The organism is Pseudomonas sp. NFR09 (assembly GCF_900111535.1).
GTDB classification, from domain to species: domain Bacteria; phylum Pseudomonadota; class Gammaproteobacteria; order Pseudomonadales; family Pseudomonadaceae; genus Aquipseudomonas; species Aquipseudomonas extremorientalis.
The window spans coordinates 194,110-210,014 of sequence record NZ_FOIH01000002.1; the positions used below are offsets into that span (position 1 = coordinate 194,110).

A 15,905-nucleotide genomic window follows, 5' to 3' on the forward strand; every position below is an offset into this window, starting at 1 on the left:
AAATGGCCCGGACTTACGAAGACAGCAACAGCTCCGTCAAAACCCGTCGTCAGCAGGAAGACCAGCGCCGCATGGCGTTCCGTCGCGCAATCGAAGACCGCTGTGAGGAGCGCCAGTTGCTCCAGAGCATCAGCGACTACCCGGAACTCCACTGGCAGGCGCCCGCGGCAGCCCAGCGAAACGCTCAGCCAGTACGCTGATCTGCACCCTCTCGCTGCGGATAAAGCCCAGGAACGCATGGGCCACCGGTGACAGGCGCTTGGCCTTGGCCTGCACCAGGCACCAACTGCGGTACAGTGGCAGCTCTTCCACCGGCAGCTCCCGGAGCCCGCCGGTGGCCAGTTCCATGTTGACCGCATGACGCGTCAACAGGGCCACGCCCAATCCCGCACAAACACATTCACGCTGCGCCTCGGCCGAGGCTACTTCCACGGTCTGGGTGAAGTGCACGCGTTTTTCCTTGAAGTACTCCTCGCAGGCCAGTCGCGTGCCGGAGCCCGGCTCGCGCAGCAGCAGGGTGTAGGGTTCCAGGTCCTGCAGGCGCAGCGGGCCTTGCAGGCTCAAGGGATGGTCGGGCGGCGCCACGGCGACAATCGGGTTGTTGAGGAACGGCAGGAATTCCAGGCCCATGTCCTGGGGCACCATGGACATGATCACCAGGTCGTCGCGGTTGTCCGAAAGCCGGCGAATCACCTGGGCGCGGTTCACCACCGTCAACTGCAACTGCACTTCCGGATGCTGGCGCTTAAAGGCGGCGAACAGGTGCGGCACGAAGTACTTGGCGCTGGACTCAATCGCCAGTTTCAACTGGCCCTGCAACGAGCCCTGCATGTCCGAGAGCTGCATATCGAGGTTTTCCAGACGCCCGAAGATGTCGCGGCTGGCGCGCTGCAAGGCTTCGGCTGCCTCGGTCATGTAGAGCTTTTTGCCCACGTAATCGAACAGCGGCTGGCCGATCAGCTCTTCCAACTGGCGAATTTGCAGGCTGACGGCCGGTTGCGTGAGGGACATTTCCTCGGCCGCACGGCTGTAGGAACGCAAATCGCACACCTCATGGAAGATCTGCAATTGACGCAATGTCAGTCTCATCAGTGACTTACGCATTTCTTAGTGCTCTCGCCGCAAGCTGTCCGGGTGACTATAAGTCTTTACTTATGCCCAGCCCAATAATTATTGATTTTTGTTAATCCCTTGGCGGGCTTAGTGTGTGTCTCGCGACTGTCATGAAACATTTGGTCACGCGCCGACCCGGCTCCAGCGGGTCGAAGAACGCAGCAATCGGCTCAAGGGAATTTCCAAGTGATAAAAAAGATCCTGATCGCCAACCGTGGTGAAATTGCCGTACGAATCGTGCGTGCCTGCGCCGAGATGGGCATTCGCTCGGTCGCGGTCTACTCCGATGCCGACCGCCACGCGTTGCACGTCAAGCGTGCCGACGAAGCCCACAGCATTGGTGCCGAGCCCCTGGCCGGCTACCTGAACCCACGCAAGCTGGTGAACCTGGCGGTGGAAACCGGCTGCGATGCGCTGCACCCCGGCTATGGCTTCCTGTCTGAAAACGCCGAACTGGCGGACATCTGCGCTGAACGCGGCATCAAGTTCATTGGTCCATCGGCTGAAGTCATTCGCCGCATGGGCGACAAGACCGAAGCGCGCCGCAGCATGATCAAGGCCGGTGTGCCGGTCACGCCGGGTACCGAAGGCAACGTCGCGGATATCCACGAGGCACTCACCGAAGGCGACCGCATTGGTTACCCGGTGATGCTCAAGGCCACCTCCGGTGGTGGTGGTCGTGGTATCCGTCGCTGCAACAGCCGCGAAGAACTTGAACAAGCCTTCCCCCGTGTGATCTCCGAAGCCACCAAGGCCTTCGGTTCGGCGGAAGTGTTCCTGGAAAAGTGCATCGTCAATCCCAAGCACATCGAGGCGCAGATCCTCGGTGACAGTTTCGGCAACGTGGTGCACCTGTTCGAGCGTGATTGCTCGATCCAGCGCCGTAACCAGAAGCTCATCGAAATCGCCCCAAGCCCGCAACTGACCCCTGAACAGCGCGCCTACATCGGCGACCTGTCGGTGCGCGCCGCCAAGGCCGTGGGCTACGAGAACGCCGGCACCGTGGAGTTCCTGCTCGCCGAGGGCGAAGTGTACTTCATGGAGATGAACACCCGGGTGCAGGTGGAACACACCATCACCGAAGAAATCACCGGGATCGACATCGTTCGTGAACAGATCCGCATCGCCTCCGGCCTGCCGCTGTCGGTGAAACAGGAAGACATCCAGCACCGTGGTTTCGCGTTGCAGTTCCGTATCAACGCTGAAGACCCGAAAAACAACTTCCTGCCCAGCTTCGGCAAGATCACCCGTTACTACGCGCCCGGCGGTCCCGGCGTGCGTACCGATACGGCGATCTACACCGGCTACACCATCCCGCCGTTCTACGACTCCATGTGCCTGAAACTGGTGGTGTGGGCGTTGACCTGGGAAGAAGCCATGGACCGCGGCCTGCGTGCCCTGGATGACATGCGCCTGCAAGGCGTGAAGACCACCGCCGCTTACTACCAGGAAATCCTGCGCAACCCGGAATTCCGCAGCGGCCAGTTCAACACCAGTTTCGTGGAAAGCCACCCTGAGCTGACCAACTACTCGATCAAGCGCAAACCCGAAGAGCTGGCCCTGGCCATCGCCGCCGCCATCGCCGCCCACGCAGGCCTGTGAGGAATACAACAATGTCCAAGAAAATCTTTGTCACCGACACCATCCTGCGCGACGCCCACCAATCGTTGCTGGCGACCCGCATGCGCACCGACGACATGCTGCCGATCTGCGACAAGCTCGACAAAGTCGGCTACTGGTCCCTGGAAGTCTGGGGCGGCGCGACCTTCGACGCCTGCGTGCGCTTCCTCAAGGAAGACCCGTGGGAGCGCCTGCGCAAACTGCGCGCCGCATTGCCCAACACCCGCCTGCAAATGCTGCTGCGCGGCCAGAACCTGCTGGGCTACCGCCACTACAGCGACGACGTGGTCAAAGCCTTCGTCGCCAAGGCCGCCGTAAATGGCATCGACGTATTCCGCATTTTCGACGCCATGAACGACGTGCGTAACCTGCGCGTCGCCATCGAAGCGGTGAAGGCCGCCGGCAAGCATGCCCAGGGCACCATCGCCTACACCACCAGCCCGGTGCACACCGTCGAAGCCTTCGTGGCCCAGGCCAAGCAACTGGAATCCATGGGTTGCGACTCCATCGCGATCAAGGACATGGCTGGTCTGTTGACGCCGTATGCCACGGGTGAGCTGGTCAAGGCGTTGAAGGCCGAGCAGAGCCTGCCGATCTTTATCCACTCGCATGACACTGCAGGTTTGGCCGCGATGTGCCAACTCAAGGCGATTGAAAACGGTGCGGACCATATCGACACCGCCATCTCCAGCTTCGCCTGGGGCACCAGCCACCCGGGCACCGAGTCGATGGTCGCCGCTCTTAAAGGCAGCGAGTTCGACACCGGCCTGAGCCTGGAACTGCTGCAAGAGATCGGCCTGTACTTCTACGCCGTGCGCAAGAAGTACCACCAGTTCGAAAGCGAATTCACCGCTGTCGACACCCGTGTGCAAGTCAACCAGGTGCCGGGCGGGATGATTTCCAACCTGGCCAACCAGTTGAAAGAGCAGGGCGCCCTCAACCGCATGAGCGAAGTGCTGGCCGAGATCCCGCGCGTGCGTGAAGACCTCGGCTTCCCGCCGCTGGTCACCCCGACCTCGCAGATCGTCGGCACCCAGGCGTTCTTCAACGTGCTGGCCGGCGAGCGCTACAAGACCATCACCAACGAAGTGAAGCTCTACCTGCAAGGCGGCTACGGCAAGGCGCCGGGCACCGTGAACGAGAAACTGCGGCGCCAGGCCATCGGCAGCGAAGAGGTGATTGACGTACGCCCGGCCGACCTGCTCAAGCCGGAAATGACCAAGCTGCGCAGTGAGATCGGCGCGTTGGCCAAGTCCGAAGAAGACGTGCTGACCTACGCGATGTTCCCGGACATCGGGCGCAAGTTCCTCGAAGAACGCGACGCAGGCACCCTGGCGCCGGAAGTGCTGCTGCCGATCCCGGAAGCGGGCGGCGTGGCGCGTGCCGGTGGCGAAGGCGTCCCGACTGAGTTCGTCATCGACGTGCACGGTGAAAGCTATCGCGTGGACATTACTGGTGTCGGCGTCAAGGCCGAGGGCAAGCGCCACTTCTACCTGTCCATCGATGGCATGCCGGAAGAAGTGGTGTTCGAGCCGCTCAACGAGTTCGTCAGCGGTGGCAGCAGCAACCGCAAGCATGCTACCGCGCCGGGCCATGTCAGCACGGCGATGCCGGGTAATATCGTCGACGTGCTGGTCAAGGAAGGCGATGTGGTCAAGGCCGGCCAGGCCGTGCTGATTACCGAAGCCATGAAGATGGAAACCGAAGTACAGGCCGCGATTGCCGGCAAGGTGACTGCCGTTCATGTGGCCAAGGGCGACCGGGTCAACCCTGGCGAAATCCTGATTGAAATCGAAGGCTGAAAACAGCCTTCGACACTACCGCTTAATCCTCGGGGGGGCAGGTGCCCCCTTTTTTTTGCCTGGAATTTGGTGGGTCAGAAGCTCATCTTCCATTGTCCCATCAGGCCTTGGTTACGGCTGTTGGTACCGGCCTGGGCGCTGTAGGTCAGGCCGACGGTGTGTTGTGTCGACAGGGCCAGGTCCAGCCCGGCTTGCAGATCCAGGCTATTGCGATCCAGCGAAGTGCCCTGGACCGTGAAGCCGTCAACCCGCCCTGGCAATGCGCGGTAGGACTGGCGCACCTGGCTTTCGACCTCGCCGTAGAGGTGTTTCCAGCCGGTGCTGAGATGAGGTGTGAGGCTGACCTGGTTATCGAATCGATACACCGTTGCCAGGCGAAGGCCCACGGTGCTGCTCAGGTTCTGCTGGGTTTGTGCGCCAACGTTCAGCGCGCTCAGGCCACCGGTTTCCTTGAAGCCGTCACGGTGGTAGCGCTGGAAACCGAGGCCGGCGAAGGGCTCCACGCTGAGATCCGCGCTGCCCAGTTGATAGCCCAGTTCGGAAAACAGGGTCTGGCTCTGGGCGTTGTATTGGCCCCTGAGTTGCTCCTTGTAATCCAGCAGGTTGACGTTACGTTTGTTCTGCCCCGCATGGTCGCTGTAGATCGCGCCCAGGCGTAGGGCCAACGGGCCGTCCTGGCGCACGGCATAACCGCCCAGGTGCCAACTGTCCAACTCGGACGCGAAGCGCGGGGTATCGAGGTGGCTGGTGGATTTTGCGCCCATGACACCCACGCGCCAGGCGTGATCCAGCGCCCAGTCGGCGCCCAACAGCAGGCCTTCGGTGCTGTATTTCAAGCCGGCGCTGCCGCCTTGTTCGTTGAGGCGGCCGTCGTGGCCCAGGCCTTGAACCCAGAAGTGTCCCTCGTCGTCGGCGGGCAGTGTGCGTAGGTTCGAGAGCAATTGGCTGCCGATGTGTTGTGTGGTGTTTTGCGTTGCACCCGCGAGGTTGGCGTTCTGGCTGCCGGCCAATTGCTCAAGGCTTGCACCGATCCCGCCGGGCTGTTTCTCCAGCGCTTCCCCGAATTTATCCAGGGCTTTGATTTGTTCGGAAGTCAGCTCTCCGGACTTCAGCAAACGAATCAATGCGGGCTCCAGCACTTTTGCCACTTGCAAGCCGTTGTGCGAGGTGGCCTTGCGGATGAGATAACCGTCCAGGGGCAGCGCTTTGGGTTCGGTTGTGTAGAACCAGTCGTCATCCAGCGGATCGTAGGGCTGATACCAGTACGGCCTGTATTCGATATCGCCCCGCGCCTGTGCGGTTTGAAGGCTGGCGGTGCTGAGTGCAAGGGCAATGACAAGGGCAACTCTGTGCGGTGTAAAAGGCATGAAATCCCAACCTCTGATGAATGAGGCCGGGAATTTAGCGAGATGGTGGGGTGATAACTGTCAGGCCATCGACCCCTGGTTTGCGGGAGTTGTCTCTAGTGACGCGCGATTAAAAACTGATCCTACTTTGGTCGATGCTTTTTGAATCTGCATTTTATTGCGTTCATAGGGGGTGCATGGGTTCCATATCTGCACTATATTGCAATTTCAGTTCACTTTTTCAGCTGGTGAATGCATTAAATTGCAGGTGAGAGCCATGGTCCGTCTGACATTACAAATCTACGCCGAAGGAAAATGGCAGGACGCCATGCTCCTGACAGTCGATACGCCGCAACTGGGTTTCGAAAGTCGGTGCAGTTTTGGTTATGACCAGCGCTATCTGGTGGAACACCTTGATGAAATGGCGACGCCCTTCGCCACCTCCGTGAGTGCCAGGTTCCCACTGCAATGGGAGGGTGGGAGAGCCCAGAGTGCTCCTGCTTTTGTACATGACATCGCACCGGCGGGTGCCGCTAAACGGTTTCTGATGGCGCGTATTGGTGGGGATAAGCCGGCTGACGTCAGTGCAGACCTTTTTCTGTTGATGCGCAGTACGCCTGCCCCCATTGGCCATATGCGAATCAAAGAATCGATTGAGGCTTTGGACGATCGAACCCCCATGGGGTTTGAACGTGATGAGGTTGTCCGACGGGACAACCGTTTCCTTGAGTATGCCTATGAGCAAGGCGCAGCCATCGGTGGGGCCACGGGCGCGGGCGGGGAGGCGCCAAAGTTACTGCTGACAGAAAACCAGGATGGGTTGCTATTTCCGGATGCGGTGCTGGACGACAAGCAGGTCAAGCAGCATTGGTTTGTGAAATTTGCACGCAACAAAGGCACGCAGACAGATCAGGACATTCTGCGTAGTGAATTCCACTACTACAAAGCCTTGCAGACCTTGGGTATTGATACTGTGGCGAAGTCGGGGTTGTCGCTGGAGGAGGCGAGCAAGCCCAGTGTGTGGATGCACCGTTTTGATCGACGCGTCACTGCGCAGGGGGTTGAACGCTATGCCGTGGAGTCAATCTACTCTTTGGCGGGTGTCTCGGTGCCTGGCAGCGCCATGGCGCATCGCGATGTTGTCACGTTGTTGGTTGAATTGTGGCGAGAGGCTGGTCAGTCCAATCAAGTACCGGCGTTGGTCTCTGAGTACCTCAAGCGCGATCTTTTGAACAAAATCCTCGGCAACTCGGACAACCATGGTCGCAATATCTCGATTATTCGCGAAGTGAACGCCCTGCGTCTTGCACCCATTTACGATTTGGCGCCGATGGTAATGGACGACGAAGGCATCACGCGCACGACCAAATGGCCCAGGGAGCTTGAACGGGCGGGCGATGTGGATTGGCGGGGTGTATGTCATTTGCTGGGTGATCTTGTCGACAGCGAGAAGCTGTTCGAAGACCTGAGGGAGGCCGCGCAACAGCTTTCAGCCCTGCCAGACATACTCAATGCCAGCGGCCTGCCTGCAGTGACAATGAACCATCCCGGCATTGCGTTGAAACATCTGCCGCAGCGGTTGAAAGAATGGGGACTGAAATGAGCTTGACAGTCGAAGAACGAACCCTGTTGATTGAAAGCATTCAGGATGCCTTGGCAGAGGGCACGCTAGAAATCGCCGAAGCGGTACGCCGCTTGCGTACGGAAGTCACCGGCCTGCATCAAAGCCAGTTTGCCAGGATGTGCAAAATTTCCGTGCGCACTTTGGTGCATATCGAGCATGGCGAAGGCAATCAGACGCTGAAATCGCTGAATGCAGTCTTCCGGCCATTCGGATTGAAGATGGGCGTGGTGAAGGTTCGCAGAAGCCTCTAGGTAATGGCGCTAGCACTGAAGATCCGTGTGGGAGCCTGGCTCCCACATGGATCAACGCAGGTTTGACGATTCAGGCGCGACACTCCGCCAATGTTTTCACCTGCCCATCCCCGCGCTGATTCTCCTGCGATAACCACTTCTCAAACCCCGCTCCAACCTTGGGCCACTGCGAATCGATGATCGAGTACCACGCGGTATCACGGTTCCTGCCCTTGACCACCATGTGCTGGCGGAACACCCCTTCGAAGCTGAAGCCCAACCGCTCGGCCGCGTATCTGGAGCGATCGTTGGCGTTGTTGCACTTCCATTCCAGGCGGCGGTAGCCCTGTTCGAACGCGTATTTGGCCAGCAAGTACACCGCTTCGGTGCTTTTCGGCGAGCGCTGCATGGGCGCACCGAAGGTGACGTGGCCGATTTCGATGCGGCCCTGTGCGGGAACGATGGACATCAGGCTGAGAAGCCCCTGTACCTGGCCGGTCTTGCGGTCGATCACGCAGAAGAAATACGGGTCGCTGTGGGCCGCGTGGTTGTTCAGCCAGTCATTGAAGGCGCTGCGCTCCGGGAAGGGGCCGTATGGCAAGTAGTCCCACAGCTTGGGGTCGGCACCGGGGCCCTGGAGGGCCTGGAACAATTCGTCGCCATGGCGGGCCGGGTCGAGTTTTTCCAGGCGGATGAAGCGCCCTTCAAGCAGTGTGACGGTAGGGGCCGGTGCGCCTTTCCAGTCAGCGAGGGAAGTAGTCATGCTGCGCTCCTTAAAGACCTTTGCGAAATTGGATGAACCCAGGGCGTTCGGCGATGCGTTCGTAGAGTTGGATCGCGGTGGCATTGGTTTCGTGGGTCAGCCAATGCACCTTGGCGCAGCCATCGGCCTTGGCGGTGGCGTAGACGAACTCGATCAGCTTGCGACCGACGCCGGTGCCACGTTGGGCCGGGTCCACCAGCAAGTCCTGCAGGTAGCAGGAATTCTCGATGCTCCAATTGGAGCGATGGTAGATGAAGTTGACCATGCCCACCGCCTTGCCGTCCTGCCAGGCCAGGGCCGAGTGGGTCGGTTCGCTGGCGTCGATCAAGCGTTGCCAGGTGCTTTGGCTGACCGCGTCCGGCAGTTCGGTTTCATAGAACTTCAAGTACGCCTGCCACAGCGGCAACCAGGCAGCGTGGTCGGCGGCGGTGACCTGGCGGATATCGATCGGGCTCATTCTGGGTCTCCTTGGGGAATAAAGCGGGCGAGGGTCTGGTCGCGCACATCGGCGCTGGTTGCCAGGCCAGCACGAACGCCGGCCATGTCGGCCGCGCTGCGGTTCTGGCTGAGTTTGCGTTTACCGATCAGGCGTTCGATCGGCAGGGCGAAGCCGACGATGGCCTTGAGCATGCCGTCGATGTAATCGGCTGGAGCGTCGCTGACCTTCCAGGGCTGGGCGCGGCCGCCTTCATGGCGATCGGTCAGCGCAGTGACCACCGCGAGCAAGCGATCGGCATCGTTGAATACCTCGGCTTTGCCATAAGCGTGCACGGCGATGTAGTTCCAGGTGGGCACGACTTTGCCGTGCTCGGCCTTGGCCGGGTAGAACGCCGGGCTGATGTAGGCCTCGGCACCGGCAAAGATCACCAGCGCTTCGCTGCCGTTCTGCAGGTCTTTCCACTGCGGATTGGCTTTGGCCAGGTGCCCGTAGAGCATGCCGTTGGGGCCTTCATCCGGGTTGAGCAGCAAGGGCAAGTGACTGGCTTGCAGGCCTTGCTCGCCAAAGGTCACCAACTGCGCCAGGCGGGTGTGCTGGATCAGTTGCTGCAATTCGGGCAAATCGTCGAGGGCAAAGGCGCGAGGTGTGTACATGGAAAAATTCCTTGGCGAATGCCTGCATCCTAGGCAGGCTAATGGCTCGTTGAAAGAGCCATCTGGCACCCATTTCATAGGTCCAATATGTCGCCTGTCTCGCCGCCACTGTCGTTCAACCCCGCTGGTATTGAACTGGATCGCCGCCAAGGCCTGACGCGCCAGCTGTATGACGCCCTGCGCCAGCGGGTGCTGGACGGTCGGTTGGTCAGCGGGACGCGCCTTCCCGCCACCCGTGACCTGGCGACGGCGTTGTCGATTTCCCGCAACAGCGTGGTACGCGCCTACGATCAGCTGTATGCAGAAGGGTTTATTGAAAGTCGGGTCGGCGATGGCACCTATGTCGCCCAATTGCCCACCGCAAAAAAACTATCCACAAAAGTATCCACAGGGTTTTCAACAGGCTTATCCCCAGCCTTATCCACAAAGTGGACGGATTTGCCGGAAGACCTGGACAGTGAAGTTATCCACAGCGCGGGCTTGGCACGGATAAAAACCAACCACCTGTCTCTGCCTCCAGCCGGCCCGCCACGGGCATTTCGCGTGGGTGTGCCAGCCTTCGATCTGTTCCCGTTCGAGGTCTGGGCCAAGCTGAACGGGGCGTTCTGGCGCAAGCCGGACCTGGAGCTGCTGTGCTACGGCGACCCCGCGGGCGACGGCCGACTGCGGGGCCTGATTGCCGCCTACTTGCGCAGCTCACGAGGCATGCAGTGCACGGCTGAACAAATAGTGATCACCAGTGGCGCGCAGCAGGCAATCAGCCTTTGTGCACAGTTGCTGGTGGAGCCAGGGGATGGCGTGGCGGTGGAAAACCCCGGCTATCGCGCGGCGGGGCATGCGTTCGCCCTGGCGGGCGGCAAATTGCACGGCGTGCCGGTGGATGGCGAGGGTATTGATTGCCAGGTGCTCAATAGCCTGGAGGATTGTCGGGTGGCTTACGTCACGCCTTCCCACCAGTATCCGATGGGTGTGGTGATGAGCCTGGCGCGCCGCCTGGAACTGCTGGCCTGGGCCGAGCGCACAGGCGGTTGGATCATCGAGGACGACTACGACGGCGAGTACCGCTACAGCGGTGCACCGTTGTCGCCCCTGGCCGCGCTGGATCGCAGTGGGCGCGTGCTCTATGTCGGCACCTTCGGCAAGGTGGCCTTTCCCGCGTTGCGCCTGGGTTACCTGGTCTTGCCGGCGGGCCTGGTGGATGCGTTCGCCCGGCGCCGTGCCGTCGACATGCGCCACTCCGAAGTCAGCACCCAGGCGGTGATGGCCGAGTTCATGGCTGCCGGGCATTTCCAGCGGCATATCCGCCGTATGCGCCGTGCTGCGCTGAGCCGGCGCAATGCCTTGCTGGCGGGCTGGCCAAGCGGGTTGGCCGGCGTGGGTGAACTGCCCAGTGTCGCGGCAGGGCTGCATTTGACCGTGCGCGTGGACAGCCTCGCCCGCGAGCAACAGCTGCTCGACCTGGCGCGGGCCGTAGAGGTTGAAATCAATGGCTTGAGCAGTTATTGGCTCGCGCAATCGAGCCCGCCTGCGGACCAGCGCGCCGGTCTGGTGCTGGGGTTCGCCGCCGTGCCGGAACCTGCCATCGTGCAGGCCCTGGAGCGCCTGCGTACGGTATGGCAGGGTGTTCACTGACGATGCATCAAGTGTTGAAAAACATCTCTGTGGCCAGTGAGGGGCCGATGGCGGCTCGCTCAATTTCAATCTGCTGCTTATCGTTCAGCCTGGTGTACTGAACGGCCCCGCCAAGTTTTTGTTGTTCCACGGTCTTGAAGTGGCCAGCGACAAAGTCCCTCACTTCTGCTTGCGCCGAGGGATAGTGAAAGTGGGCGTACCACAGCACGGCACGGGTCTTGTGATCGAGCACTTCATATTCGTCCAGAAAGTCGTTACGGCGTTTCAGGCGCTTGCGCGTGAGGGTTTTTCTCACGGTTATCTCGCCCTGCTTGTACAGCCACTCCACACGATCGGCCACAGGCGGCTGCTGCTTGATCATCCTGATACGTGTGCTTTTACCTTGCGCATAGAACTGCTGCACCGCGTCATTGAGCTTGCGCTTGAGTTCTGCGGCCTGGGGGTGGTCGATTTCCGTCAGGTTGCGCTGGGTGAGTGCATCTTCGATCTGCTCGATGGCCCGCTCCAGGGGCGGCACTTCCAAGTGGTACAGCCCTTCGACATCCAGCGGCAGGCGCCAGGGTTTGCCTGACTTCTCGAGCCGTTTGAGCACGGTGGGCACGCCGTCGAGAAGGGACTGGCCCTCCTTGAGGCTGGTGTCCAGGTTGACGGGTCGGGAGGTTGAGGGGCGGGAGCGTTCCTCGATGTGCTTGACCCAGACGGTCGGCGACTTTTCGTGGAAGGTGGCGATCACATTGCCGGTCAATGGTGCTATGACATCCACCAATGTCGGGTCCGCCTCGCGCGGTTCGCCCACGATCACCCCGTGAAAGCGTGTCTTGATGATTTTGCGGCGTGCCGGCGGCGCAGCGCGAGAAGGGCCTGGCTTGGGTTCCAGCGCCCTGCGTTCCCTTATCAACACGGCCAGGTCGCGAACCGCCAGCTGGTTGAATTGGTCGACAAGCTTGAGCAGCTCGTTGAGAGGCTCCCTGAGTACCTGATGGCTGGCGTCGGTGTGCAAATCACGCAGGCGTTGATCGGTGATCGTGAATTGGTCCACCAGGCTGTCGAGTGCTTCGATACGTTCGGGCAAGGGGCTGTCGGCTTCAGGCTGTTGGGTATCGAGGTAGCTTTGTACGGCGAGGTCGGCGTTCGTCACGATGGTGTTCAGGCGCGTGCGAGCCTGTAGCTGCTCCGGGGCGTTACCGCGCTTGATGCACAGGTAGCGCGAGACCATGATCTGTAAGGCCTTGAGGTCGTGCAGGCTCAGGCTGGGCAAGGCCTTCGACGACATCTGGATCACCTGTGCGCCCGCGACGCCAAGCTTCTCCAGTTCTTTGAAACGCGAGTCGACATATTCCAGGCGACTGATCATTTCCAGGTTCAACGTGGACATTTCCTCGGCGAGGCGGGCTTTGTCCTCCGGCAAGGTGGCGGAGTCTTCGTCCAGGAGCGCAATGGTGCTGTTCAAGGTGTCTCGATAGGGCCGCAAGCGCTCCTCCACCGCAGATCGGGTGAGCAGCAACTGCTTGTTCAAGTAGTCGGCCATCGCCACCTGATAGTGGGGAACCGTGTCGATGATGCCCAACGCCCGGAGCTGCCGGATGGGCTCTTCGTATTCGTCCAGCCGCCGGTTGACGTCTCGGATATACGCCTCGCGGCGCAAATTGGTCGAGGGGCCCGGCTCCGAGCCGATGGCGGCGAGGGACTCCGAAAGCGCCGCTTGCTCGCTGCTTTCCCTGGCATCGAACTCGCTGAGGTGTTGCCTCAACTCGCTGATGCGTGACGGTTTCTGCTGTTGAGCGGTGCGCCGGCGATTACGCAGGCCACCCCCGCGCAGGCGCAGGCGTGTGTCGACAAACCATTGCCCGGAGCGGTTGCTTACCAGCAAGGGGCCGGTACGCGCGGGCGCAAGGGGATCAACGATGACCACGTTATCATTTTCGTCCAGGTTGACTTCGAACCAACGCTCACCAACCGGTGCATACCACCGGTCTTTATCGGGATACAGGTTCAGGTAGGCCCCCGGTTTTCTGTTCTGCTCACCCAAGGTGGAGGGTTTCTCGGTCTTGAAGGTGTCCAGCCGGGTTCCCAGGCTCGAAGGTGCGCGGCTCAATGCGCCGCTGATGTGCAACGTGTTTTGATGCAGGGGGTAGAGGTCGCTGGCAGGCAGGTCCTGCAACTGTCTGGTTTCAACGGGCGCGGGCTTGGGCAGCGGTTGGTCCGTTGTTTCGGGGACGATATGGGGCAGGGTGTCGATGGGATTTTCGGGTAGTGGCTCAAGGTCCGGTTTGAGGGGCTTGGCCGCAGCCTCCTTGGCCGGATGGCGCATCCCTATATGCAAGGCCAGGGCCATGCCCAGGTTGAACCACAGGTCGACGAGCGCGCTCCAGCCGTCGGCGGCGCTTGAGGGCTCTACACTTTCCTGCACCTGTTCCAGGTCTTCCATGATTTGCCACATCCAGGCGGCAACCCCCACGGTGGGGCCCAGGAAAGGCAGCGTGGCGTTGAAGATCCGCCAACCGGTCTGGCGAAACGTCGCCCAGCGTTTCTGGGTATTGGAAACCGACTGGCGGGCTGCCAGCGTGACCATGGCACTGGCGTTGGCCTGGAACAGCGCTGTGAGCGCGTCACCGCCCACGCTGTCGTCGCTCAGTTCGATAGGCCCGCTCATATGCACCGCCGTCACCGGTTCCACCCACACCCGCACCACGACCCACGGCGACGGCAGGGTATCGGGGAACACATATTGCTCGTAGTTGAAGCGTACGTCGTCGGGTAGCCAGGCAAGTACGGATTCGCGCAGCGCTCGATCCTGCTTGATGGCATCCAGCAGATTTTGCCTGGACGGAAACTGGGTCAACACCGGCTCCAGCAGCGGTCGGTACAACAAGCAGGGGCCACTGGCGGCGTTGAGCGGGCCGATCACGAACATGTTGGCGACCTCGTCGCGCTGAGTGCCCTTGCGCAAGGTCGGAACAAACGCCAGTGGGCGTATCACGATCTGCTGCCCGTCGACCTCCTGTTCCTGGCGTTGCACTTGCAGCGCCGCGGCGACGTAGCGGTAGCCCAACTCGTCAATGCCCTGCCGTTGCTGGATCTTCAAGTGCAGCGCCAACAATGGCAGTTGCACCCGCAAATGACTGGCGTACAGCAACTCCCGGTTCCTGGCCTTGATGGGATCGCCAAGCAATGTACTTTTGATCAGTGCCGGGTAGTGCTCGCCGATGTCGAGTGTTTCGATGACGTCCTTGAGGTAGCTGAACGTCATCCAATCGGGTGCCAGGGAGCCGTCATAAAACACGGTGGCTTGGCCTGTCGGCAGGCCGGTGAGGTTTTCCAGCGTCAGATCGATCAGGTTGCGCCGGGTGACATCGACCTGGCCGGGCAGGGCGAATGTTCCCCAGATCACCGGACTCTCGATGACCACCTCGATTTTTCTAGGATCAAGGCCCGCGCCTTCTTTGTGGGTGCGGATGTGCGCTTGCAGTCGCTGCAGGGCGTAGTCGCGCAGGGGCGGGATATCGTCCTGAAACGAACGGCCGTGGTTGGCCGTATGGATCTGGGCCAATTCAATGACGTAGCGGCTGTAAAAGGCGATGTCCTGATCCGAGGCATCGGTCAGCCAATCCGGTAATTGCTGGTGTATCTGCCGGATGTTGGACAGCGCATGATCGCTCAGGTTTTCGATACCGGGGAACACCCGCAGGAGCGGCGCAGGCATCTCGGGTGGCGGGGTAATGGAGCCGGGCATCAATGACTCCGCCTCGCCGATCGCTTCGATCTGCATGGTGATCAGGGCACAGGCCAGGCTGTCGAAAAAATTGTCGCCGGGCTCGTACAGCTGCCACTGCAGGGTGGTTCCCGATTGCAGTTGGATCAGCTTGGCCGGCAGCGCCTGGCCCAATTGCTCAAGGGTTTCGAAGCGCTCGTAACCGCTGACCAGTGAGTAAGCGAGGATCATTGTGCGCTGGTTGTACTCGCCGACCAGCACTGCCATGTCCAGAACGCCGACATGTACGGTGCGGCCATCGCGTAACAGGCTGGTATCCACCAGGTAGGCACGGCTGTTATAGGGGTCGCTGGTGGCGCGTTGGGCGCGTCGCGGAAACTGGTAAAGGCCCCGTGCCATAGCACACTCAAGGACATCCCAATCCTCATGGACGCTGACGTTCCAGGCTTTGCGCAACGTATAGGCAAAGATTTGCCAGCGTGGCCATGTGCTGCCGCTCGACGCATTCCAGTAGTCAAGCTGATGTTCCTGGGACGCAACGAACAGCAGGCCGGCCAGTTCATTGATCAAATGGGCAATGGCGTCGATTTTCACGGGCAGGTGCACGGCGCTCGGTGACTCCGGGTTTAGCGTGAGAAAGTGCTCGCCTTCGATGTAGGTCACCGGGTTGGAGGCCAGCACCTGGCGTGCCAGCGCCGAGGTGAGGGACTCCACGTGGGGCCGCACGGGCACGATGCCCGATTTGAGTACCCGCCAGCGTGGCGTGACGACCATCGTCAAATCCGGGTCGATGTTAAGCCTCGGATACTGCTCGCGCAGAGCCGACCGCAAGATATCGGACGCCACTTCCCGGGTGGACGGTCCGGTGGTCAGTTGGGTGAGCAGTTCGTAGGCGTTGGTGGGGCGCCCGTTCAGGTTGTGGTTGTTGTTGGTGTGCGCGTGGGTGGGCATTTTCGGCTCCTTCTGTCGTT

At 60.7% G+C, this 15,905-nt stretch carries 12 protein-coding genes; 6 read left to right on the forward strand and 6 right to left on the reverse strand.

The features are described from left to right. The first annotated feature begins 2 nt into the window (after nt 1-2). Nucleotides 3-200: a PA3496 family putative envelope integrity protein gene (locus BMX59_RS04855; RefSeq protein WP_083351517.1), complete on the forward strand. Its 198-nt coding sequence runs from the start codon at nt 3-5 to the stop codon at nt 198-200. Here BMX59_RS04855 and BMX59_RS04860 read toward each other — a convergent pair. Continuing rightward, on the reverse strand, nt 130-1,104 hold the full coding sequence (locus BMX59_RS04860; RefSeq protein ID WP_093120277.1) for a LysR family transcriptional regulator: 975 nt from the start codon (nt 1,102-1,104) through the stop codon (nt 130-132). The genes BMX59_RS04855 and BMX59_RS04860 overlap by 71 nt on opposite strands. A gap of 195 nt (nt 1,105-1,299) precedes the next feature. Between BMX59_RS04860 and BMX59_RS04865 the strand changes: the two genes are divergently transcribed. Together BMX59_RS04865 and oadA are read left to right on the forward strand one after the other, a co-directional pair. Next, the gene (locus BMX59_RS04865) at nt 1,300-2,715 is read left to right on the forward strand and encodes an acetyl-CoA carboxylase biotin carboxylase subunit (protein ID WP_003195732.1); all 1,416 of its coding nucleotides are present in this window, start codon (nt 1,300-1,302) and stop codon (nt 2,713-2,715) included. Between the two features lie 11 nt (nt 2,716-2,726). Then, nucleotides 2,727-4,535 carry a sodium-extruding oxaloacetate decarboxylase subunit alpha gene (oadA, locus tag BMX59_RS04870; RefSeq protein ID WP_093120280.1) on the forward strand — a complete coding sequence of 603 codons (1,809 nt, stop codon included), beginning with the start codon at nt 2,727-2,729 and terminating at the stop codon, nt 4,533-4,535. Between the two features lie 74 nt (nt 4,536-4,609). On the opposite strand, the gene BMX59_RS04875 is transcribed toward oadA, so the two are convergent. Next, on the reverse strand, nt 4,610-5,902 hold the full coding sequence (locus BMX59_RS04875) for an autotransporter outer membrane beta-barrel domain-containing protein (RefSeq protein WP_093120283.1): 1,293 nt from the start codon (nt 5,900-5,902) through the stop codon (nt 4,610-4,612). Nucleotides 5,903-6,158: 256 nt separating this feature from the next. Between BMX59_RS04875 and BMX59_RS04880 the strand changes: the two genes are divergently transcribed. Both BMX59_RS04880 and BMX59_RS04885 read left to right on the forward strand, forming a co-directional pair. Further along, nucleotides 6,159-7,484 carry a type II toxin-antitoxin system HipA family toxin gene (locus tag BMX59_RS04880; protein WP_093120286.1) on the forward strand — a complete coding sequence of 442 codons (1,326 nt, stop codon included), beginning with the start codon at nt 6,159-6,161 and terminating at the stop codon, nt 7,482-7,484. Then, nucleotides 7,481-7,756 (forward strand): helix-turn-helix domain-containing protein, encoded by a 276-nt coding sequence (locus BMX59_RS04885; RefSeq protein WP_092241585.1) that lies wholly within the window; start codon nt 7,481-7,483, stop codon nt 7,754-7,756. Before BMX59_RS04880 ends, BMX59_RS04885 begins: the two co-directional genes overlap by 4 nt. A 70-nt stretch (nt 7,757-7,826) precedes the next feature. On the opposite strand, the gene BMX59_RS04890 is transcribed toward BMX59_RS04885, so the two are convergent. Genes BMX59_RS04890 through BMX59_RS04900 form a run of 3 tightly spaced genes read right to left on the reverse strand, consistent with a single transcriptional unit; the run spans nt 7,827 to nt 9,590 of the window. Further along, entirely contained in the window at nt 7,827-8,498 is a 672-nt protein-coding gene (locus BMX59_RS04890; protein WP_093120290.1) for a GNAT family N-acetyltransferase, read from the reverse strand. A 10-nt stretch (nt 8,499-8,508) separates the two neighbouring features. After that, nucleotides 8,509-8,955 (reverse strand): GNAT family N-acetyltransferase, encoded by a 447-nt coding sequence (locus tag BMX59_RS04895; RefSeq protein WP_071490838.1) that lies wholly within the window; start codon nt 8,953-8,955, stop codon nt 8,509-8,511. Continuing rightward, nucleotides 8,952-9,590, reverse strand: coding sequence for an FMN-binding negative transcriptional regulator (locus BMX59_RS04900; RefSeq protein ID WP_092241589.1), 639 nt, complete (start codon nt 9,588-9,590; stop codon nt 8,952-8,954). The genes BMX59_RS04895 and BMX59_RS04900 overlap by 4 nt, the downstream gene beginning before the upstream one ends. A gap of 87 nt (nt 9,591-9,677) precedes the next feature. On the opposite strand from BMX59_RS04900, the gene BMX59_RS04905 reads away from it, so the two are divergent. After that, a complete protein-coding gene (locus BMX59_RS04905) occupies nt 9,678-11,222 on the forward strand; it encodes a MocR-like pyridoxine biosynthesis transcription factor PdxR (RefSeq protein WP_093120294.1) in 1,545 nt (514 codons plus the stop codon). Between the two features lie 7 nt (nt 11,223-11,229). On the opposite strand, the gene BMX59_RS04910 is transcribed toward BMX59_RS04905, so the two are convergent. Then, nucleotides 11,230-15,885, reverse strand: coding sequence for a dermonecrotic toxin domain-containing protein (locus tag BMX59_RS04910; protein WP_093120296.1), 4,656 nt, complete (start codon nt 15,883-15,885; stop codon nt 11,230-11,232). Nucleotides 15,886-15,905: the final 20 nt, after the last annotated feature.

Coding starts and splice junctions, on each gene's coding strand:
- BMX59_RS04855 (WP_083351517.1), top strand. CDS start 3: ATGGCCCGGACTTACGAAGACAGCAACAGCTCCGTCAAAACCCGTCGT.
- BMX59_RS04860 (WP_093120277.1), bottom strand. CDS start 1,104: ATGCGTAAGTCACTGATGAGACTGACATTGCGTCAATTGCAGATCTTC.
- oadA (WP_093120280.1), top strand. CDS start 2,727: ATGTCCAAGAAAATCTTTGTCACCGACACCATCCTGCGCGACGCCCAC.
- BMX59_RS04875 (WP_093120283.1), bottom strand. CDS start 5,902: ATGCCTTTTACACCGCACAGAGTTGCCCTTGTCATTGCCCTTGCACTC.
- BMX59_RS04880 (WP_093120286.1), top strand. CDS start 6,159: ATGGTCCGTCTGACATTACAAATCTACGCCGAAGGAAAATGGCAGGAC.
- BMX59_RS04885 (WP_092241585.1), top strand. CDS start 7,481: ATGAGCTTGACAGTCGAAGAACGAACCCTGTTGATTGAAAGCATTCAG.
- BMX59_RS04890 (WP_093120290.1), bottom strand. CDS start 8,498: ATGACTACTTCCCTCGCTGACTGGAAAGGCGCACCGGCCCCTACCGTC.
- BMX59_RS04895 (WP_071490838.1), bottom strand. CDS start 8,955: ATGAGCCCGATCGATATCCGCCAGGTCACCGCCGCCGACCACGCTGCC.
- BMX59_RS04900 (WP_092241589.1), bottom strand. CDS start 9,590: ATGTACACACCTCGCGCCTTTGCCCTCGACGATTTGCCCGAATTGCAG.
- BMX59_RS04905 (WP_093120294.1), top strand. CDS start 9,678: ATGTCGCCTGTCTCGCCGCCACTGTCGTTCAACCCCGCTGGTATTGAA.
- BMX59_RS04910 (WP_093120296.1), bottom strand. CDS start 15,885: ATGCCCACCCACGCGCACACCAACAACAACCACAACCTGAACGGGCGC.